This is a genomic window from Rhodanobacter sp. FW510-R10, from assembly GCF_058781105.1.
In genome coordinates, this window is record NZ_JBYSWL010000001.1 from 3,390,385 (window position 1) to 3,410,284 (window position 19,900).

Genomic DNA, 19,900 nt, shown 5'->3' on the forward strand with positions numbered 1-19,900 from the left:
TGCCTCCAGGCGTATCCAACCATCGAGACTTCCATGACGAATAACCACCTGAGGATTCTGACCTTGGCTGCCAGCATCACCCTTGCCCTGACGGCCTGCGGCAAGCAGGAGTCGCCATCGTCCGCGGCGGCGCCGCCTGTCGCCAGCAGTACCCCAGCCGCGGCCAGCAGCGCATCGGCCGCCACGGCTGCCGCTGAAAAGGGCATCTTCGATGTTGGCGAACTTGATCCGGCAATCAACCCCTGTCAGGACTTCGATGGCTTCGTGAATGCAAAATGGATCGCAGCCAACCCCATCCCACCTGACCGCACGCGCTGGGGTGCGTTCGACGAACTGGTCGAAGCCAGCCTGAACACGCAGCATCAGATCGCCGAGGCGGCCGCGCACGGCGCCACCCAAGCCAAACCGGGCTCCATCGGGCAGAAGATCGGCAACCTCTATCAATCCGGCATGGACACGGCGGCGATCGAAAAGGCCGGCTTCGATCCCATCAAGCCCAAGCTTGCCGCGATCGAGGCGTTGGACAACGGCAGCGACGTCGCCAACTACCTCATCAGCAGTTTCGTCGACGGCGACATGCAGGTATTCCAGTTCGGCTCCGGCGCGGACTTCCAGCACGCCGACACCCAGATCGGCTACGCCAACCAGAGCGGCCTGGGCCTGCCGACGAAGGACTATTACCTCGACGCGAAATACGCCAAGGAGCGCGCAGCCTACGTCGACTACGTCGCCCGGATGTTTGAATTGACCGGCACACCGGCCAGCGCGGCCAAGACCCAGGCGGATGCGGTACTAGCGTTCGAGACCAGCCTGGCCAAAGCCTCGTTTGCACCGCAGGACCTGCGCGATCCGGCCAACCAGTACCACTTCGTCAGCATCGACCAGGCCGACAAGCTGATGCCGCACTTCAACTGGGAGAAGTTCTTCGCCGCGCAGGGCGTCACGATCAAGGACGGATTCTCTCTGTCGCAGCCGAAGTTCTTCGCCGAGTTCGACCAGTTGCTGGCCAAGGCGCCCATTGCGCAATGGCGCGCCTATCTGCGCTTCCATACCATCGACGATGCGGCACCCTATCTCAGCAAGCCCCTTGAAGACGCGCGCTTCGCCTTCTACGGCCAGACCCTGGCCGGGCAGCCGGAGCAGAAGCCACGCTGGAAGCGGGTGCTGGCGGCGGTGAATGGCAGCATGGGTCAGGCGTTGGGACAACTCTACGTGGCCAAGGTGTTCCAGCCCGAGGCCAAGGCCCGCGCCGAAGAACTGGTCGACAATATCCGCAACGCGTTGAAAGCGCGCATCGAAAACCTGGAGTGGATGAGCCCGGAGACCAAGGCCAAGGCGATTGCCAAGTGGGAGGCCTTCCTGCCGAAGATCGGCTATCCGGACCAGTGGCGCGACTGGTCTGGCCTCACGATCAACCAGGGCAACTACTACGCCAACGTCATGGCCGCGGCAAAGTTCAACTACGACTACGACATCGGCAAGATCGGCAAGGCGACGGACCGCAAGGAATGGTTCATGACGCCGCAGACGGTCAATGCGTACTACAACCCGACCGACAACACCATCAACTTCCCGGCCGCCATCCTGCAGCCGCCGTTCTTCGACGCCAAGGCCGACGATGCCGTCAACTACGGCGGCATCGGCGCAGTGATTGGCCACGAAGCCAGCCATGGCTTCGACGACGAGGGCAGCCAGTTCGACGGCGCCGGCAACAACGTCGACTGGTGGACCAAGGCGGATCGCGAGAAATTCGACGCCCGCGCGCAGAAACTGGTGGAGCAGTTCGACGCCTATACGCCACTCAAGGACCACCCGGACGCCCACGTCAACGGCAAGCTCACCTTGGGCGAGAACATCGCCGACCTGGGCGGCCTGAATGTCGCCTACGATGCATTGCAGGCCGCGCTGAAGGCACATCCCCAGGAAGCCGGGAAGAAAATAGACGGCTATACCGAAGACCAGCGCTTCTTCCTGAACTGGGCACGCGTGTGGCGCAGCCACATCCGCGACAAGCAGGCACTGCTCTCGCTCAACACTGACCCGCATGCACCGAATGCGCTGCGTGCAATCGCCGCGCCCTCGAACATGCCGGCGTTCGCGGCGGCATTCCAGTGCAAGCCGGGCGACGCCATGATCCGCCCGGCGGACAAGCAGGTGAAGATCTGGTAGCACGCCACAGGCACCCATGCCAGGTCCATGGACAAACGCCGCGCCCCGAGCGCGGCGCTTCGTCTGTGGACGCACACCACGCCAGGCGCGTGACCTCGGCGCCTGGTAGCTTGGGCGGTAGAAACGCCCGGGGCTTTGCAGCCTGGGCGGCTTCTACCGTCCATGCTCCTAGGCACCGCAGCCGCATGGGCGGATAATTCGTCCCCCCTTTGCGCGGTAACCAGGCGGTCCAATGTTTGTCCCCGGCCAACGCTGGATTTCCTCTGCCGAACCCGAACTCGGCCTCGGCACCGTGTTGCGCGTGGACGGCCGCACGGTGCAGGTGCTGTTCGCCAAATCCGGGATATTGCGCCCTTACGCGCTGGAGTCGGCGCCGTTGCTGCGCGGCGAGTTTCGCGCCGGGCAGCGCGTCTGCGGCAAGGGTATTGCCTTCCTGGTCGAGCGCGTCGAGGTCCACGACGGGCTGCTGGTCTACCGCGGAGAGGGACGCGAGCTGGAGGAAGGCCAGCTCGACGACGAACAAAGCGTCAGCCGCGCCAATGACCGCCTGATCGGCGGGCGCACCGACAGCGTGGCCCAATTCGAGCTGCGGCTCGAGGCGCTGCAACGCCGCGCTGCCGGCCACCGCTCGCCAACCTGGGGCCTGTCCAGCGCCCGCATCGGCCTGATCCCACACCAGTTGCGCGTGGCCGGCATCGCCTCGATGCGACGCCCGCCGCGGGTCCTCCTGGCCGATGAAGTGGGCCTCGGCAAGACGATCGAGGCCGGCATGATCATTGCCCGCCAGCTCGCCACCGGCCGCGCCGCGCGCGTGTTGCTGCTGCTGCCCGATGCTTTGGTGTATCAGTGGTTCGTCGAGATGCTGCGGCGCTTCAACCTGAATTTCGCGATCTACGACCGCGAGCGCTGCGAAGGGCCGGACGCGACCAACGCCGACACCGACCAGACCGGCAACCCGTTCGAGGACGAGCAGCTGGTCATTGCCGGTTTCGATTTCCTTCAGGGCTCGGCCAAGTGCACGCGACAGTTGCTGAGCGCGCCGTGGGATCTGCTGGTGGTGGACGAGGCGCATCACCTGGCCTGGGCGCCGGGGGCGCCCAGCCCACGCTATCTGCTGGTCGAGCAGTTGGCGGGCCTGGTTCCCGGCGTGATCCTGCTCACCGCCACCCCCGAGCAACTTGGGCGCAGCGGTCACTTTGCCCGGCTGCGCCTGCTCGATCCGCAGCGCTACACCGACCTCGACCACTACCTGCTGGAAGCCGACACCTGGCTCGCGCTCTCCGCCCTGGCCGACCAGTTGATCGCGGGCGCCACGCTGGATGGGCAGCAGCGAGCGATGCTGGTCGAAGCGCTGGGCCGCGACCATCCACTGGCCGCACAGCTGGCCGCCGCCGATGCACCCGCGGACGTCGACGCCCTGTTGGCGGCACTGATCGACCGCCACGGCACCGGCCGCAGCATGTTCCGCAACACCCGCGCCGGGGTAGGCGGCTTCCCGCAACGCATCCCGCACTGGCACATTGCCGCCGCCAGCGACTGGGATGCGCCTGCGCGCCAGGCCCTGCTCACCGAGTTCCACGCCGACGTGGAACAGCCGCCGGCAGCCATCGACCTGGACTACCACGCCGACCAGCGGGTGAACCAGCTGATCGCCGTGCTGGAGACTTATCCGGACGACAAATTCCTGCTGATCTGCCGCAGCCAGGCCAAGGTACGCGCGCTCGAGGATGCCCTGCGCCAGAAGAGCGGCGTGCGCGTGGCGCGCTTCCACGAAGGCCTGGGCCTGGTGCAGCGCGACCGCAACGCGGCCTACTTTGCCCAGGCCGATGGCGCCCGCCTGCTGCTGTGTGCCGAGGTGGGCGCCGAAGGCCGCAACTTCCAGTTTGCCCATCATCTGGTGTTGTGGGACTTGCCGCTCGACCCGGACCTGCTGGAACAACGCATTGGGCGGCTCGACCGCATCGGCCAGCAACACGCCATCGACATCCATATCCTCCTGGTCGCCGACAGCGCCCAGCACGTGCTCGCGCGCTGGTACGACGAGGGCATGGACGCGTTCCGCCGCAGCCCGGCCGATGCGCGCGAATTGTTGCGTACCTACGCTGAGCCACTGACCCGCCTGGCCGACGAACATGCGCGCGGGGACGACAGCCGCGACCAGGAGCTGGATGCACTGCTCGGCGCCACCCGAGCCAGCCACGAACGCGCCACCGAGCTGATCCGCCGCGGCCGCGACCACTTGCTTGAGCTGGCTGCCAGCCGTGATCCCCACGCCAACGAGTTGGCCGCAGCCTTCGCGCGCGAGGATGCCGACCCGGCGCGCGATGCCTTCGTGCAACGCCTGCTCGAGGCCTTCGGCATCCATGCCGAGGACCTGGGCGGCGAGATCACCCGGCTCGACCCGCAATACCTCTCCACCGATGCATTGCCCGGGTTTACCGACGGGCCCATGTCGGTCACCTTCGAGCGCAAAATCGCACTGGGCCGGGACGACCTGCCGCTGCTGCGCCTGGATCATCCGCTGATCCTGGGGGCGCTCGACCTGGCCCTGTCCAGCGAGCTGGGCAATGCCGCGTTCATGATCGACGACGCGCTGCCGCCGCACACCGCCTTGCTGCAAGTGGTCTACCTGCTCGAATGCGTGGCCGACCGGCGCCTGGACATCGAGCGCTTTCTCGCCACCCAGCCGTTGCTGGTCACCGTGGACACGCGACTGGCCGAGCGCGCTGAGTTTCAGCCCAGCGCCCTGGCGCTGCAACGCGCGCCGGCACGCAACATCGACTGCTCGCGTTACCGCAAGGTGCTCGCACGCCTGGTGCCCCCGATGCTCGAGCGCGCCGAGAGCCTGGCCGGCGCGCGTGCCACGGCGGTGATCGAAGCTGCCCTGGCCCAGGCCGCGGCCACGCTCGACGCGGAACTTGCGCGACTGGTGGCCCTGCGCGCGGTCAATCCGTCGATCAGCGCCGGCGAAATCAACGCACTCAGCGTCGAGCGCAGCGAGGTGCTGGCAGCCCTGCCCGCCGCGCGCCTGCGGCTGGACGCGGTGCGCTTCGTGGTCAGCCCGGATTTCCTGCGCCTGCGTTGAAGCGCGGCTGCGCTCAACGCCACAGCTGGCGCTTGGGCTTGATTGGCAGGTGGCCACGCCAGTATTCGATCATGACGATGCCGGCCAACATGCCGCCCAGGTGCGCGAAATGCGCCACCCCGGCCTGCGTCCCGGTGACACCCATGACCAGCTCCACCGCCGCGTAACCAATAACGAACAGCCATGCCGGCATGGGGATGGGCAGGAACATCAGGTAGATCTTCTCGTGCGGGTAGAGCATGCCGAACGCCAGCAGCAACCCGAAGATCGCGCCCGAGGCGCCAAGCGTGGGGAAGAACTTGGCGGGCGAGAAGTAGTACAGCACCAGCAGTTGCGCAACGGCCGCGGCAATCGCGCAGACGAAGTAGTAGACGAGGAAATTGCGCGTGCCGAACGTGCGCTCGATGGCGCCACCGAACATGAACAAGGCGATCATGTTGAACGCGATGTGGGTGAAGCCGCCGTGCATGAAGGCATAGGTCACCAGCTGCCAGGGGCGGAAACCGATCGAGACCAGGCCGCTGGCGCTCTGGAACACCCGATCCGGTCCCCAGGGCCACAACGCAAAATAAGCCATCAGGGTGTCCCCCGCCACCTGCTGCAGCAGGAAGACCACCACGTTGGCGATCAGCAGGTTGCGCGTGACCGACGGCAGGTCGAAGGACATCAGGCAGACTCCGGCAAAGCGACAGCGTAGCGAGCGCGGCCGCATGAGGGCAAACACACGGCATGACGGGCGCCGGCGCACCGGGCCACGGCGCATGTGCGCCGTATGCAAGCCTGGCGTGCAGCAATGTCGTATGCTGCGGGCGATGAATGCCGTGAAATCGTCCCACCTGCCCCGACGTCGTCGCCCGCTCCACTCGCTCCTGCTGTTGGCGTGCGTGGCCTTGCTCGCCGCGCTCACGCTTGCTGGCTGCCAGCGTTCAGATGCATTGCCGCTGCGCCTGACCAACCTCAGCGGACACATGCCCGACCTTTCGTTTTCACTTACCGACGATCAGGGCAAGGCGGTCACTGCCAGCGATTACCTGGGCAAGGTCGTGCTGCTGTACTTCGGCTACACGCATTGTCCCGACGTCTGCCCGCTCACCCTGGCCCACCTGCACGTGGTGATGCAGCGGCTGGGGCCACTCGCCGAAGGGGCGCGTATCCTGTTCGTGTCGGTCGATCCGGCGCGCGACACGCCGGCGATCCTCCACTCGTATGTCACGGCCTTCGACCCGCGCGCCGTCGGCCTCACCGGCAGTCCACGCGCACTGGAACGGCTCACCAAGGATTACCGCGCCGCGTTCAGCCGTGAACCGGACCAGGCCAACGGTGACTACGAGGTATCGCACAGCGCCGGCGTGTACATTTTCGACGCCCAGGGTCGCGCGCGCGTGCTGGCCAGCCCGGCCGCCGCCCAGGACGACATCGTCCACGACCTGCGCCTGCTGATCGGCCAGGAAGCCAAGCCATGAACCGGAACCGCATCGCCGGCATCGTCAGTATCTTGCGCGGGCGTGTCTGGCTTCTGGCCGCTGCATGGCTGCTCGCCGGCCTGCTGCCGTCCGCCAGCCTGCACGCCGCGACCGCGGCCGAGCAGGTGCACGCCAGCCGGGCCTGGATCCGCGTCTTGCCGGGAACGCTGCCAGCCGGCGCCTACGTCACCTTGCGCAACGACGGCAACCAGGCCGTGGAGCTGACCGGGGCCAAAAGCACGAGCTACGAACAGGTGATGCTGCACCAGAGTTCCATGTCCGGCGGCATGAGCCACATGCGCGGGCTCGAGTCACTTGCCGTCCCCGCGCACGGCCAGGTGGTGCTTGCGCCGGCCGGCTATCACCTAATGCTGATGCACGCGATCGCACCCGTCGCACCCGGCACGCTCGTGCGGCTGACGCTCGAATTCAGCGATGGCAGCTCGTTGCCGGTGGATTTCCGCACCCGCCCGGCCAACGCGCTCGGCCCCGATTCACCCTGAGGGCGCGGTCCGTGGCGGCGCTGCTGCCCCGTCAATCCGAGGCCAGGTGTCGGTTCACCGGCCCGCGCATGGCCGCGCCGGCCCGCCGGCGGCTTGAGAGCCGGCCATTGCGCGACAGGCGCAACCACTGTCGCAACGCCAGCATCGCACCCAGCGTTTCCAGCATGGCCGACGGCACCCAGATGATCAGCCCGCCTATCATCTGCCCGGTGATCACGTTGAGCGTGAGCGCGCGCCCGCAAATCTCGAAAATGGGATACAGGTCCGACTTGGAAAACGTGATGATGGCGCCGGCCAGCATCTGCGGCGCCATGGTGATGCCTGGCGACAACACGCGCATTCCCGCCTGCATGCGCCCCGGCGGGTGCGGCCGGTGGTCGAGCACCAGGGACCAGTAGGCGAAGCCGCTGATCAGCATGCTCCAATTCATGAAACGGTAGATGCGCCAGTCCAGCATGGCCAGTTCCTGCATGCGCGGAACGAGCCAGATCAGGATGAACGCGATGAACAGGACGGTCGCCACCGCGGGATTCAGCAGCACGCCGGTGGCCGCACGCCAAGGCCAGGACCGGCGCACCCGACGTAGCCAACGCAGGCGCCATTTCAGCGGCAAGCCGGCGCGGAGCACCACGGCGGGAAAGGATGCGACCACCAGCAGCGGGGCGAGGTGATGCAGGAACAACTGCTGTGCCCGATGCACCAGGAACTCGTGCTCGGCGTAGAAATCGAGGTAGGTCTGCAGCGACAGGTAGATGATCGCCATGCCGCTCCAGAACGCCACGCGGCGCCAGGTCCCGACACGCAGGCGCTGGCTGCCGCGCAGGTACAGCACGCCGGCAAGAATGAACGTGGCCAGGAACACCCACGAAAATTCCCACGGTTCCACCCACTTCAACACGCTCGCCATCACCGCACCGACCAATCCGCCACACTCATCCCCCCATCATAGCCGCCCGCCGCGCTGCCTTCGCCTTCGCGCCCGGACGGGCTGCTGCGAGGGAGCGCGCCAAACCCGCATGGCCCGGACGTCCGCAGCCTCTCGGCGGGATCGAGGCGCGCTGTTTCGCCACAGGCAAGTCCACGCGGCGCCCGGCCTCTGGTGGCTGCATCACACCCCACTCGCCGACAGCTTCATCGTCGGGGGAGATGGTCGGGGTGAGGGGGGCGCTTTGGAACTTCGACGAAAACGTCAGCGGCTGCCGGCGGCCCTCAGCGGCGACGGCGGCGACGGCTGCGGCGCGTGCGGCGCCAGCCGTAGACCAGACCAAACAAGATCAGCAGCGATGGAATGAGCGTGATGTTGATGATCTTGATGCGCAGCCCAAGCGCATCGATTTCGTCGTTGAGTTGGTGCTGCACGCTGCGCAGCTCCGTGGTGATTGCCAGCTGGCGTTGGCGGAACTGTTCGATCTCGCGGCGTTGCTCGGTGCCGGCACCACCGCCACTGCCAGGGCGCAATGCGTCGATCCGCTGGCGCATCTCGGCCAACTCCTGCTCGAGCTCGCGCTCCTTTTGCAGGAACTTGCGATCGGCGACATTGCGTAAGGCCTGCACCCGCGTGAACGGACGGCGTGAAGTGGCACGACTGCGAATCGACAGCAGGGCCGACGAGCCACTGAGGTTATCCACCATGTTGGTCACGAAATCGCCATTGTCGGCAAAGATACGCAGCATCGTCTGGCCGAGCACGGTCTGCGGCTCGGCCCACAGGCGGTCGCTCAGCAGATCGGTGTCGGCAACCAGGATCACCCGGGCCGAATCGACGGCTCGTGCCTGGTAACCGGACTCCGCCGCACGCCCGGGAAAGGCGCTGACCAACGGCCCGCGCAACTGGGCTGCCAGCACATAGTTGGCATCGCCAGGCTGGTAGTTCTGCAACAGGGCGCTGGGGTCGTTGCTCGCATCGAGCACCCGTTGCGTGGGTACCAGCATCGCGTCGGAGCTGCTCTGCAACAACGGCACCAGCCGCGTCTGCGCGCCCACCGCCAGGTCGAAGTGCCCGGCAGTGGAGACGTTGACATTCTGCAGGCTGGCGGTGATCGGATCGGCGAGGTTGAGCTCACGGGTGCCGAGGCTGAGCATCGCCGGGTGCTTGAGGCTGTGGCCGTCCAGCTCGATGGGCAGGGCCAGTGACCGGTCCAGCACGACCTGCCCCGGGTCGTAAACCACGCCCCAGGCCTTGAACAGCTGCGGCAGGTCCGAGCCATGATCCGGCACCGTCAGGCTGCCCGGCCCATAGGGCGAAGTATCGAGCTCGGCGTCTGGATCGACAAACACGATCACGTGCCCGCCACGCATCAGGTATTGGTCGATCGCATATTGGGCGTCCACCGACAGGTGCTTGGGCTGGATCACCAGCAGCACCTGTACGTCGGGGTCGACCTGCTTGAGCGTGTCGGGATCAAGCATGTGCACGGCAAACAGCCGGTCGAGCTGGCGCATGATCGTCCATGGCGGCTCGCCGTGCCCTGGATCGCCCGCCACCGGCAACGAGCTGATGACGCCGACGTTGGGCTTGTGCGTCTCGTCGAGCTCGTAGAGCAGCCGTGCGATGTCGTATTCCAGGAACGCTTCCCGGGACGGATCGAAAAACGGTATGGACAAGCTCCGTGCCGGCACCTGATCCGGGGCGACGTTGGCATCGCTGGCAACGACGCTTCCGGCCAGGCCGAAAAACACCCGCTCGCCATTGCTGCCGCCGCTTGCCGCAATCAGGCCACTGCTCTGCGCGCTGGCCTCGTCGTCCGAATACGGCACCGGGTCGACCCACTGCAGGTGGATGCGCCCGTCCGAGCGTGCCACCATCTCCTGGAGCATCTCGCGCACGCGCAGTTCATAGCTGCGCAACTGCGGCAGATCGCGCGCGGCGTGCGCAGAGAAATACAAGGTCAAGTGCAGCGGCGTCTGCAGCTGGTCGATGATGTGCACCGTACCCGGGGTCAGGGTATACAGGCGATCGGCAGTCAGGTCGACGCGCCAGTTTGGCAACCAACGGCTGCTGGCGATGATGAGCGGCACCGACACCAGCACGAGCAAGGCCAGCCACCCCAGCAGCCACGTGCTGCGGCGGGCGTGTCGCAGGGACGATGGTCGATCGCGTCGGGGCAGCAGGTCCATCACTCAGCGCGTCCGCTTCCAATCGAGCAACAGCACCGCGGCCAGCAACCAGCCAAACGTGGTGAGCACGAAGTACAACAAGTCGCGAAGGTCCAGCACGCCGCGCGAGATTGCCGCGAAGTGGCGCAGCATGGACAGGTGGGCGATACCCTTCACCAGCTTGCCCATGACTGGCCCGCGGAACAAGTCGACGATCTGCGGCAAGCCGATCAGCACGAACAACGTGCAGGCCAGCCCGGTGAGGATGAACGCCACCACCTGGCTGCGGGTCAGCGCCGACATGCATGCACCGATCGCGATGAAGCTGCCGGCCATCAACCAGCTGCCGACGTAGCCGGCCACGATCACCCCGTTGTCGGCCGGCCCGAGATAGTTGACGGTGATCCACAGCGGGAACGTCAACACCAGCGCCAGGCCGATGAACAGCCAAGCCGCCAGGAACTTTCCGGCTACGGCCTGGGCCAGGGTCACCGGCAGCGTGAGCAGCAGCTCCAGCGTCCCGGCGTTCGCTTCCTCCGCCCACATGCGCATGCTGACAGCGGGCACCAGGACCAGGTACAGCCACGGCTGCATGGCAAAAAACGGCTGCAGGTCGGCCTGCCCGCGCTCGTAGAAGTCCCCGACGAAGAAGGTGAGGACGGCGCTCAGCACCAGGAACATGACCAGGAACACGTAGGCCACGGGGGTGACGAAGTAGCTGCGCAATTCGCGCCGCAGCACCGCGGTCACCGGGCTCACGGCACCTGCTCCGTCGGCGCGGCCGCGTCGCCAGCCGTGGTGATATGACGGAACACCTCGTCCAGCCGGCCACTCTCGAGCTGGATTTCCGATACCTCCAGGCCTTGCTCACGCAGCAGCTGCTGTACCGGCCCGAGAATGCGCTCGCCCGGCTTTGGAAACACCGTCGTGCGGCCGTCCAGCGGATCGACCTCGATGGACGCCACTTGCGGCAGGCGCCCCAGCATTTCCTGCGCCATGCCGCTTCCCGATGCACTGAACGAAACCGCGCCGTGGTAGCGTGACTGCTGCTCCAACTCGGCCGGCGTGGCATCGGCCAGCAGGCGGCCGTGGGCGATGATCGCCACGCGGTTGCACAGCGCATGGACCTCCTCCAGCAGATGGGTGGAGATCAGGATCGTGCGGTTGCGCGCCATGACGTCGATGAGCTGGCGCACGGCATGCTTCTGGTTCGGATCCAGACCGTCGGTCGGCTCATCCAGCATCAATACCGGCGGATCGTGCAGGATTGCCTGGGCCAAGCCGGCGCGGCGCCGCAAGCCCTTGGACAGGGTATCGATGCAGCTGTCGAGGACTTCCTCCAGTTGCAGCTGCTGGACTACCTCATCAAAGCGCCGCCAGTCCGCCTCGCTCTGCAGCCGGCGCACGTGCTGGATGAAGTGCAGGAACTCGCGCACGGTCATCTCGCCATAACCCGGCGCGCCTTCCGGTAGATAGCCGAGCGCGCGCTTGGCCGCGAGGGGCTCGCGCAGGATGTCGTGGCCGCAGACGCGCGCAGTACCGGAAGTCGGCACCAGGAATCCGGCGATCATGCGCATGGCGGTGGACTTGCCGGCGCCGTTCGGGCCAAGCAGACCCAGTACCTGACCAGGCTCCACGCGGATGCTCAGTGCATCTACCGCGGTCAGGTTGCCGTAGCACCGTGTCAGCTGGTCGGTCTCGATCATGCCCGTCGCACCGCATCAGGCGAGCGCGCATCGGCACGCCACCCCCGCACCCTGCCCAGCGCGTCGGCCGACGGCGGTCGGCGATGATCAGGGGCAGACCGCAAGCAGCGGCGACCCGGGTCGAAGCACGCGAGAACCTGGTCGACCCACGCCAGATGCGTGGGCCGACCGGTGCGGATCACTTCCTGGAGCCGCCTTTCTTGCTCCCGGCCTTCTTGCTGTTGGCCTTCTTGCTGTCGGCGTTTCCAGCCACCGGGGCCGCTTCGGCCGGGGCTGCCGTGCTCGCCGGCGCCGGTTCCGGCACCAGGCCAGCCTCCTGCTCGGGGGTCTGCTCGGGAGCACTCTCGAGCGGCAGGTAAATCTGGTAACGCTCCTTGGAAATCAGGTCGCCCTTCGGCCCAACCACATCGGCACTCGTCTGGATGTCGTACGGCGGATGGACGACCACATCAAACGTATAGCCGTGGGTCTGGGCGTAGGCGCGCAGCTGATCGCGAATCGTGGCCACGCCGGCAAAGGTCCCGGTCCACGGCGCGGTGAGTGCATTGTCGCCAAACGCGAGTTCGCCCAGCACGCCATTGCCAATCACCAGGCGGCCGCGCGCGTCACGACTGCCCACGACCGGCGCTGCCTCGGCCACGGCGCTGGTACCTGCGGCCTCCGGGCTGGTGCTGTCGGAAGCGGGCTCCTCGGCCGGCGTCAGCGACGGCGGGCTCGGCGGCGTCAGCTCCTGGGGTTCGCCGTCCTTGGTCAGGGTCAGGGTATTGGTGTCGATCGGCAGGGCGACGTCGAAGGAGTAGGTCTGGTCGCCATAATTGGTGGTGGTGACGATGCGCGGCCCGATGATGTTGACCTTCAGCTTCTTCGCCTCGGCCTGGATGTTGCCGACGGCCGCGGCAATCGCGTCATGCACGGCTTCGAGACCACCGGTCCGCGGCGCCGAGGTGGAAACCAGCAATACCGGCTGCTGCTTGGTCTGCACGATGGCCGGGGTCAGCCCGCTGTAGTCGACGTTGGGGATCGCCGCGACCACGTTTTGCAGGTTGTTGAGCGCACCCTGGATGAACGTGTCGGGCTTGCCATGGATGTACAGGTTGCTGAAACGATCCATCAGGTTCCAGCCGTACTTGACGTCGTACGCCACGGTGAGCTCGGTCAATTCTCCACGGCTGCCATCGCGCGCCAGGCCGAGGGTGAACTGCTTGTCCTGGCCGCGCCAGTCGTTTTCCAGATCCCACACGATCTTGGCATTGGTCGTCGAATCATCGACTTCGTCGAACTTCGGTTCTGCACTGACGATGGTGAGCGAGCCATTGCCGACGTTCAAGGAATTGCTGGTCCAGCTGATCTTCGAGCCAGGGCCGAACGGCTTGCCGCTGAGGTCGAACTTGATGTTGCGGTCGTCCGCACGCAAGGTTGCGTAGTCGGGCAGGCGGCGCATGTTGTCGAGCACGTCGTATACCTGCCGCAAGTCCTTGCCGACCGTCACCGAGCGCTCGACGTGGCCACTGCTGGGGCTCAACACGCCGAACACCACCGCAGCAATGGCGACGATGATCAAAGCCACAATGAATTCCAGGAAACGCATCATTCCAGAGTTCTCCGAGCGTCTACGCAATACCAAGTTGTTGAATCAGCACCCACGCGAGCCCCCGAGAGTCCCCAAGAGCGCCGTACCGAAGGGTCGACACGTACCAAGGTTACGGATGGTACCGGTTCACGGGCCGGAACGCCATCGCGCAATGCAATATCGCCGCCCAAATCAATGGCGGCTTTTGTGCGACCGTCCGGCGCACCCGGCCCCCCCGGCGCGGATGTCCAACCCCTGCCTCGTCGGCAGCATGATGGCCGTCTAGACAATCCCCAGCTCCAGCGCCTTGAGCACGGCACGGGTGCGATCGCGCACGCCGAGTTTCGACAATATGTTGGAAACGTGGTTTTTTACCGTCCCTTCGGCCACGCGCAGTGAATTGGCGATCTCCTTGTTGCTGAAGCCGCCGGACAGCAGGCGCAGGATCTCTGTCTCGCGTTCGGTCAGGGGATCGGGATGCTCCAGGCTGGAAAAGTGGTTCTGCATGCGGGCCACGCCGGCGGTCAGGCGCTGGTTGACCATGGGGGCAACCAGGGACCCGCCAGCGGCCACGATGCGCACCGCCTCGACCAGTTGCTGCAGGGAAACGTCCTTCAGCAAGTATCCCCTGGCACCCGCCTTGATCCCCTGCAGCACCAACTGATCGTCATCGAACGTGGTCAGGATGATGGTCGGCGGCAGCGCATTGCGCGCCGAGAGCCCGCGCAGTACTTCCAGGCCGCTCATGTTGGGCATGCGCAGGTCGAGCAGGACCACGTCCGGCTTGACCCTGGGAATATCGCGCATGGCTTCGTTGCCATCGGCGCATTCGGCGACGACGCGGATGTCCTTGTCCAGGTCGAGCAATGAACGGACGCCCTGGCGAACCAGGTTCTGATCGTCGACCAGACATACCGAAATCATTACGGTCCCTCAACGAGCGCAAGCGGCGGAGACAGCGCCATGGGTTACAGGCGCAACCATGATCTTGCAGTAAGCATAACGGCCCAGGCGCGGCCTGTGAGGACAAACGCAGCACTGGACGGCAATCACGCTGCGCGCCCCGAGCAGCGGCGGCCAGCGGTCAGGGCAGGCCCAGGGCCAATGCGTCCTCGTGCAGGGCGGTCGGCGTGGCAGGTGCATTCGGCTCACGGCCGTCCAGCGGCAGACGCACGACCAAGGCAAAACCCTTGTCTGCGCCACCATCCAGACTGACGCTGCCACCGAACTCGGCCAGGCGCTCGCCCATGCCGGAGAGGCCGTTGCCTGGCGCAATGCGCTCGGCGCCGTGGCCGTCGTCGCGGGCGTGCAGCTCCAGCAGGTCAGGTTGCGGATAGACGAATTCCAGCCACAAATTGCGCGCGTCCGCATGCCTGACGGTATTGGTGATGATTTCCTGCGCGCAGCGCAGCAACACCAGTGCCCGGCGTGGATCCTCCAGGCTGAAGCGGGGCGGCGCCTGCATGTGCACGGCCAGCCCCGCCACGCCGTTGATCAGGCTGCGCAAGGCCTTGGTGAGGTCGATGGCATCGTCCTGGCGCAGCTCGCTGACCACTTCACGCACATCGGCCAACAGGTGCTTGGCCGTGCTCTGCGCCTTGCACACGTGCACTCGGGCCTCCTCGTTGGTCAGGTGGCTGGCGACCTCCAGATTCAGGCTCAACGCGGTCAGGTGATGGCCGACGAGGTCGTGCAAATCCCTGGCGATGCGCATGCGCTCGTTGAGGCGGCTGGTTTCAGCCAACAAGGCCCGCGTCGCGTGCAGTTCGGCGTTGAGGCGCCGCTGCGCTTCACGCTGCTCGGTCTGCTGGTGGGCCACGGTCGAGGTGAAGAACACCAGTGCGGACAAGCCCAGATACACGCAGACCTGCAGGATGGCCATACCCGGCGTCCAGCCGACATAGCTGGCGATCACCGGGATCAGCAGCAGGTTCTGCACCAGCAGCCAGACCAGGCCGGTGACCATCGGCATCTGCCAGGGCAAGACCACGGCAATCACCAGCATGAGCATGGCCGACAGGCCACTCTGGCTGAACCAGCCTACCGCGATGGCCGAACCGGTGAGCAGCAATAGGCCGGCCAACCGGGCCAGTTGGCGCCAGATCGAGGCTTGCGTGGCCATGCGGCGGCTGGTGAGGGCGAGATAGGCCACGCCAAACAAGGCATAGGAAACAAACCAGCCGGACTGCGTCGGACTGCTCCACCACGCGCTGGCGTGCTCGAGCCCCCAGCTGCCTTGCCACAGCGGCACGCTGCAGCACAAGTAGGTGAACAGTCCCGTATAGCGCAATACCCGCACATGATTGAGATGCGGTCGCCCATTGCTGCGCATCACTGGCTTACCGCCACGGCGTGCCAGCCGCATGGAACCCGCGTAGAGGCCGGCCGCGATGCGCCACGGAGCGACGACGCACCGGTGTGCCGCGATAGGCGTTGCCGGCGCATGGCATAATGCCGACCTGCACGAGGCCGGCAGTCGGCCTCGCGCCGATGTCCATCCATGCGGAGCAACGAATGGCCCTCGCGATCCGCGACGTGCGTGAGCAGGATCTCAATGCCGTATTGGCGCTCAACAATGGCGCAGGCCGCTCCATCCTCGCCATGGACATGGCGCAGTTGCGCTACTTTTACGAGTCCGCCGAATATTTTCGCGTGGCAGAAATCGATGGTCATCTGGCTGGGTTCCTCATCGCACTACGTGAGGGCAGCACCTATTCAAGCCCGAACTATCGTTGGTTCGTCAAGCATTATCCACAGTTCGTATACATCGATCGTATCGTCATCGCCAACGCCTACCGCCGCCACGGCCTGGGCCGCGTGTTCTACTGCGACGTGCACAGCTACGCCGAGGTGCGTGTCCCGTTGCTGGCCTGCGAGGTGTTCCTCGAACCGCGCGACGACGTGGTCCTGCTATTCCACGGCACCTACGGCTTCCAGGAAGTCAGCCAGCAACGCATGGGCAAGGACGGGCCCAAGGTGAGCCTGTTGGCGCGCGAGTTGCCAAGCTACGCCTATGTTCGCGACACCTGGCTGGAACATGGCGGCCTGCCGGACGTGCCATGGCTCGCCGAGCGCGCCCGGCCTGGTGCAGCCGTCGTCGAGGCGCCGCGGCGCGTAGGAGACGGCGAGCAGTGAAGACCCGGCAAGCCTCCAGCGATGCCTGCGAATTGCGTTTCGGCCAGGTCGGCATGGCCTGTGTGCAGGTGCGCCGCGCCGACGCCACGGCCTTGCACGACGAGTTGCTGCGGCGCGTGCAGGCGGCGCCGCAAATGTTTGGGCGTGCCGCTGTGGTCCTCGACCTTGGCAATTTACTGCAACTACCGGATGACACCACGGTGCTCGCCCTGCTTGACGCCGTGCGCCGCGCCGGCATGCTTCCGGCCGGAATCGCCTACGGCACCAGCGAGACCGCCGGCCTGGCCGAGCGCGTCGGCTTGCCTCTGATCGCCAAGTTCCGTGCCGCCTACGAGCCGGCGCGGGAAGAAACGTCCAGGCCGGCGGCGAGCACGGCCGCCGCGGCAAAAGCCCACGAGCCTGCCGCTGAGCCCGCGCCGCCGCCATCGGCACCGGACGAACCCCGCCTGGCGATGCTGCATGCAGGCTCGGTGCGTTCAGGACAACAGCTGTACGCTCGCGACCGGGATCTGATCGTCACCGGGGCAGTGGCCAATGGCGCCGAAGTGATTGCCGATGGCAATATCCACGTCTACGGCAGCTTGCGTGGAAGGGCCATGGCCGGTGCCCAGGGCGCGGAATCGACGCGGATCTTCGTGTCCGAATTCCACGCCGAACTGGTGGCGATCGCCGGCCAGTACCGGGTGTTCGAGCAGATTCCCGACGACCTGGAAGGCCACGCCGTGCAATGCTGGCTGGATGGCGAAAAACTGTTGTTGGCCAGACTGTGACCGAGCATAGTCCCCCACCACATACCACCACGCGGAGTAGGGCCATTGGCTACTGAGATCATTGTCGTCACTTCCGGCAAGGGTGGGGTGGGCAAGACCACGACCAGTGCCTCGCTGGCCACTGGCCTGGCCATGGCCGGCAAGCGTGTCGCCGTCATCGATTTCGACGTGGGCCTGCGCAACCTCGACCTGATCATGGGTTGCGAGCGGCGCGTGGTCTACGATTTCGTCAACGTCGTGCACGGCGAATCCACGCTCAAGCAATCCCTGATCCGCGACAAGCGCTACGACAACCTCTACGTGCTGGCCGCCAGCCAGACCCGCGACAAGGACGCGCTGCATGCCGAAGGTGTGGAGAAGGTCCTGGACGACCTGGCTGCCGATGGCTTCGAGTACATCGTCTGCGATTCGCCCGCCGGCATCGAGAAGGGCGCGCACCTGGCCATGTACTTCGCCGACCAGGCCGTCGTCGTCGTCAACCCGGAGGTGTCCTCGGTGCGCGACTCCGACCGCATCCTCGGCCTGCTGGCCAGCAAGACCCGACGCGCGGAACGCGGGCAGGATCCGGTGCGCCAGCATTTGCTGCTGACCCGCTACAACCCGCAGCGCGTGGCAATCGGGGAAATGCTCAGCGTGAAGGATGTCGAGGAAATCCTCGGCATCGACGTGATCGGCGTGATCCCCGAGTCGGCCAACGTGCTCACCGCGTCCAACAACGGCATTCCGGTAATCGTCGACGCCCAGTCCCAGGCCGGGCAGGCCTACAGCGATACGGTCGCACGCATCCTTGGCGAGGAGCGCCCCATGCGCTTTATCGACGTGCCCAAGAAGGGCTTCCTGCAACGCGTCTTCGGGGGCTGATCACGATGGGCATACTCGATTTCCTGAAGCGCAGGCCGGAACCCACCGCCTCGGTGGCGCGCGAACGCCTGCGCATCATTGTGGCCCAGGAACGCTCCACGCGCGGCGCTCCGGACTATCTGCCAATGATGCGCAATGAACTGCTGGAAGTGATCAAGAAGTACGTGCACGTGCAGCTTGAAGACATCAACATCAACGTCGAGCGCGGCGCCGATCACGAGATCCTGGAGCTGTCCGTGACCCTGGCCGGAGCCGAGCCGGCGGACGCGCATATCGGCAAGCCGGGCAAGGCCGGCGGCAAGAAATCCAAGGGCCGTTGAGCGGCCCAACGGCGACATCCTGCATGCACCCCGATTCGCCCGCACCGCGCGACCGCCCCGATGACCCCGCCGTCATGCACCTTGGGGACGTGGGCCGGGAGACGATGGCGGCGCTGCTTGCCCGCCACGGCCTCGAGTTGCAGCTCATCGCTGCCGATGCGGCCATTCCCGGCAGTTACTGGGGCGAGCCCGAGGCTGGCGTGATCGGCAGCACGGTGTATGCGCGCGAGGACACCCCCATCCATTCCGTACTGCACGAGGCCTGCCACCTCATCGTGCTGCCGCCAGAGCGTCGTGAGCGCGTGCACACCGACGCCACCGACTCCGTCGAGGAAGAAGACGCGACCTGCTATCTGCAGATCCTGCTGGCCGACGAATTGCCGGGCGTCGGGCGCGCACGCCTGATGCGCGACATGGACGCCTGGGGCTACTCGTTCCGGCTCGGCAGCGCCGAAGCCTGGTTCACCCAGGACGCGGGCGAGGCCCAGGCCTTCCTGCGCGCGCATTCGTTACCGTGCAACGTGCGCGCCACGGAACCATCGGCCGCCTGACTGGCACGTGCCGCTATGGCGCGGCAGCCAGCCACAGGCGGCCCGACTTCAACGCCTGGAGACGTTGGGGTCGTCGGGCACGTACCAGCGCCACGGTTCATCCACGGCCTGGCTGATGCCGATGCGCTTGCCCACCACCGGCTGCGCGGGTGGCGGGGTACCGTCATCGAGGATGCGGAAGCCGCCTGCGCCAGTCACCAGGTCGCTGCCATCGAGGACCCCCGTAATGCCGAGCGCCTGGGTCAAACGCGCCGGCCCGCTGCACAAGTCGCGGTCGCGATGCGCCTTGGGCCGCGCCGCACGCATGGCTTCCAGGCCGGTAAGCGGAGCCAGCGCCCGCAGCAGCACGGCCACGCCCTCGTCCACTTCGCCGCACACCGCATTGGCGCACCAGTGCATGCCGTAGCTGAAATACACATACATATGGCCGGGCGGACCGAACATCGTGGCATTGCGTGCGGTCTTGCCGCGATAGGCATGCGCCGCGGGATCGAGTGAGCCGCAGTAGGCCTCGGTTTCGACGATGCGGCCACTGCGGCCGTCAGCCGCCAGCAAGACCTTGTTCAACAACTCCACCGCCACCACGCGCGAGTCGCGGCGGTAGAACGCGCGTGACAGCGGTTTGACCCTGCGTGTGCGCGCCATCACGCGCGCACTCCACCCAATGCCCC

Annotated in this window: 18 protein-coding genes; 9 read left to right on the top strand and 9 right to left on the bottom strand. The window is 66.1% G+C overall.

Going from position 1 to position 19,900, the window contains the following annotated elements; translation table 11 throughout:
• Positions 1-33 precede the first annotated feature (33 nt).
• Positions 34-2,169, top strand: coding sequence for a M13 family metallopeptidase (locus AC3WJB_RS14825; RefSeq protein WP_492682872.1), 2,136 nt, complete (start codon positions 34-36; stop codon positions 2,167-2,169).
• A gap of 232 nt (positions 2,170-2,401) precedes the next feature.
• Positions 2,402-5,254 carry an RNA polymerase-associated protein RapA gene (gene rapA, locus AC3WJB_RS14830; RefSeq protein ID WP_492682874.1) on the top strand — a complete coding sequence of 951 codons (2,853 nt, stop codon included), beginning with the start codon at positions 2,402-2,404 and terminating at the stop codon, positions 5,252-5,254.
• Positions 5,255-5,267: 13 nt separating this feature from the next.
• Here rapA and AC3WJB_RS14835 read toward each other — a convergent pair whose 3' ends face one another.
• Positions 5,268-5,921, bottom strand: coding sequence for a rhomboid family intramembrane serine protease (locus tag AC3WJB_RS14835; RefSeq protein ID WP_492682876.1), 654 nt, complete (start codon positions 5,919-5,921; stop codon positions 5,268-5,270).
• A gap of 154 nt (positions 5,922-6,075) precedes the next feature.
• Between AC3WJB_RS14835 and AC3WJB_RS14840 the strand changes: the two genes are divergently transcribed.
• Entirely contained in the window at positions 6,076-6,717 is a 642-nt protein-coding gene (locus AC3WJB_RS14840; protein ID WP_492682878.1) for an SCO family protein, read from the top strand.
• A complete protein-coding gene (locus tag AC3WJB_RS14845) occupies positions 6,714-7,220 on the top strand; it encodes a copper chaperone PCu(A)C (RefSeq protein WP_492682880.1) in 507 nt (168 codons plus the stop codon). The genes AC3WJB_RS14840 and AC3WJB_RS14845 overlap by 4 nt, the downstream gene beginning before the upstream one ends.
• 31 nt (positions 7,221-7,251) lie before the next feature.
• On the opposite strand, the gene AC3WJB_RS14850 is transcribed toward AC3WJB_RS14845, so the two are convergent.
• The 7 genes from AC3WJB_RS14850 to AC3WJB_RS14880 form a co-directional block, all read right to left on the bottom strand.
• The gene (locus AC3WJB_RS14850; protein ID WP_492682882.1) at positions 7,252-8,130 is read right to left on the bottom strand and encodes a cytochrome c oxidase assembly protein; all 879 of its coding nucleotides are present in this window, start codon (positions 8,128-8,130) and stop codon (positions 7,252-7,254) included.
• A gap of 299 nt (positions 8,131-8,429) precedes the next feature.
• Entirely contained in the window at positions 8,430-10,337 is a 1,908-nt protein-coding gene (locus AC3WJB_RS14855; RefSeq protein WP_492682884.1) for a Gldg family protein, read from the bottom strand.
• Between the two features lie 3 nt (positions 10,338-10,340).
• A complete protein-coding gene (locus AC3WJB_RS14860; RefSeq protein WP_492682886.1) occupies positions 10,341-11,075 on the bottom strand; it encodes an ABC transporter permease subunit in 735 nt (244 codons plus the stop codon).
• A complete protein-coding gene (locus AC3WJB_RS14865) occupies positions 11,072-12,022 on the bottom strand; it encodes an ABC transporter ATP-binding protein (protein ID WP_492682888.1) in 951 nt (316 codons plus the stop codon). The genes AC3WJB_RS14860 and AC3WJB_RS14865 overlap by 4 nt, the downstream gene beginning before the upstream one ends.
• Positions 12,023-12,200: 178 nt before the next feature.
• Complete coding sequence (locus AC3WJB_RS14870) at positions 12,201-13,613, bottom strand: SRPBCC family protein (protein ID WP_492682890.1); 1,413 nt, start codon at positions 13,611-13,613, stop codon at positions 12,201-12,203.
• 261 nt (positions 13,614-13,874) lie between these two features.
• Positions 13,875-14,516 carry a response regulator gene (locus AC3WJB_RS14875; RefSeq protein WP_492682892.1) on the bottom strand — a complete coding sequence of 214 codons (642 nt, stop codon included), beginning with the start codon at positions 14,514-14,516 and terminating at the stop codon, positions 13,875-13,877.
• Positions 14,517-14,676: 160 nt separating this feature from the next.
• Positions 14,677-15,924: a sensor histidine kinase gene (locus tag AC3WJB_RS14880; protein ID WP_492682894.1), complete on the bottom strand. Its 1,248-nt coding sequence runs from the start codon at positions 15,922-15,924 to the stop codon at positions 14,677-14,679.
• Between the two features lie 182 nt (positions 15,925-16,106).
• Between AC3WJB_RS14880 and AC3WJB_RS14885 the strand changes: the two genes are divergently transcribed.
• The 5 genes from AC3WJB_RS14885 to AC3WJB_RS14905 all read left to right on the top strand — a co-directional run bounded on the left by AC3WJB_RS14885 (position 16,107) and on the right by AC3WJB_RS14905 (position 19,229).
• Positions 16,107-16,727 carry a GNAT family N-acetyltransferase gene (locus tag AC3WJB_RS14885; protein WP_492682896.1) on the top strand — a complete coding sequence of 207 codons (621 nt, stop codon included), beginning with the start codon at positions 16,107-16,109 and terminating at the stop codon, positions 16,725-16,727.
• Positions 16,724-17,497 (top strand): septum site-determining protein MinC, encoded by a 774-nt coding sequence (minC, locus tag AC3WJB_RS14890; protein WP_492682898.1) that lies wholly within the window; start codon positions 16,724-16,726, stop codon positions 17,495-17,497. The genes AC3WJB_RS14885 and minC overlap by 4 nt, the downstream gene beginning before the upstream one ends.
• Positions 17,498-17,542: 45 nt before the next feature.
• Positions 17,543-18,358 (top strand): septum site-determining protein MinD, encoded by an 816-nt coding sequence (minD, locus tag AC3WJB_RS14895; RefSeq protein ID WP_492682899.1) that lies wholly within the window; start codon positions 17,543-17,545, stop codon positions 18,356-18,358.
• Between the two features lie 5 nt (positions 18,359-18,363).
• Positions 18,364-18,678 (top strand): cell division topological specificity factor MinE, encoded by a 315-nt coding sequence (gene minE, locus AC3WJB_RS14900; protein ID WP_492682900.1) that lies wholly within the window; start codon positions 18,364-18,366, stop codon positions 18,676-18,678.
• A 74-nt stretch (positions 18,679-18,752) separates the two neighbouring features.
• Entirely contained in the window at positions 18,753-19,229 is a 477-nt protein-coding gene (locus AC3WJB_RS14905; protein WP_492683229.1) for a hypothetical protein, read from the top strand.
• A 48-nt stretch (positions 19,230-19,277) separates the two neighbouring features.
• Here AC3WJB_RS14905 and AC3WJB_RS14910 read toward each other — a convergent pair whose 3' ends face one another.
• Positions 19,278-19,874, bottom strand: a complete 597-nt coding sequence (locus AC3WJB_RS14910; RefSeq protein WP_492682902.1) for a DNA-3-methyladenine glycosylase — start codon at positions 19,872-19,874, stop codon at positions 19,278-19,280.
• Positions 19,875-19,900 lie beyond the last annotated feature (26 nt).

Excerpts from the sequence above, each read along its gene's own strand:
- AC3WJB_RS14825 (WP_492682872.1), top strand. The coding sequence starts at position 34 with ATGACGAATAACCACCTGAGGATTCTGACCTTGGCTGCCAGCATCACC.
- rapA (WP_492682874.1), top strand. The coding sequence starts at position 2,402 with ATGTTTGTCCCCGGCCAACGCTGGATTTCCTCTGCCGAACCCGAACTC.
- AC3WJB_RS14835 (WP_492682876.1), bottom strand. The coding sequence starts at position 5,921 with ATGTCCTTCGACCTGCCGTCGGTCACGCGCAACCTGCTGATCGCCAAC.
- AC3WJB_RS14845 (WP_492682880.1), top strand. The coding sequence starts at position 6,714 with ATGAACCGGAACCGCATCGCCGGCATCGTCAGTATCTTGCGCGGGCGT.
- AC3WJB_RS14855 (WP_492682884.1), bottom strand. The coding sequence starts at position 10,337 with ATGGACCTGCTGCCCCGACGCGATCGACCATCGTCCCTGCGACACGCC.
- AC3WJB_RS14865 (WP_492682888.1), bottom strand. The coding sequence starts at position 12,022 with ATGATCGAGACCGACCAGCTGACACGGTGCTACGGCAACCTGACCGCG.
- AC3WJB_RS14870 (WP_492682890.1), bottom strand. The coding sequence starts at position 13,613 with ATGATGCGTTTCCTGGAATTCATTGTGGCTTTGATCATCGTCGCCATT.
- AC3WJB_RS14875 (WP_492682892.1), bottom strand. The coding sequence starts at position 14,516 with ATGATTTCGGTATGTCTGGTCGACGATCAGAACCTGGTTCGCCAGGGC.
- AC3WJB_RS14880 (WP_492682894.1), bottom strand. The coding sequence starts at position 15,924 with ATGCGCAGCAATGGGCGACCGCATCTCAATCATGTGCGGGTATTGCGC.
- AC3WJB_RS14885 (WP_492682896.1), top strand. The coding sequence starts at position 16,107 with ATGGCCCTCGCGATCCGCGACGTGCGTGAGCAGGATCTCAATGCCGTA.
- minE (WP_492682900.1), top strand. The coding sequence starts at position 18,364 with ATGGGCATACTCGATTTCCTGAAGCGCAGGCCGGAACCCACCGCCTCG.
- AC3WJB_RS14905 (WP_492683229.1), top strand. The coding sequence starts at position 18,753 with ATGCACCTTGGGGACGTGGGCCGGGAGACGATGGCGGCGCTGCTTGCC.
- AC3WJB_RS14910 (WP_492682902.1), bottom strand. The coding sequence starts at position 19,874 with ATGGCGCGCACACGCAGGGTCAAACCGCTGTCACGCGCGTTCTACCGC.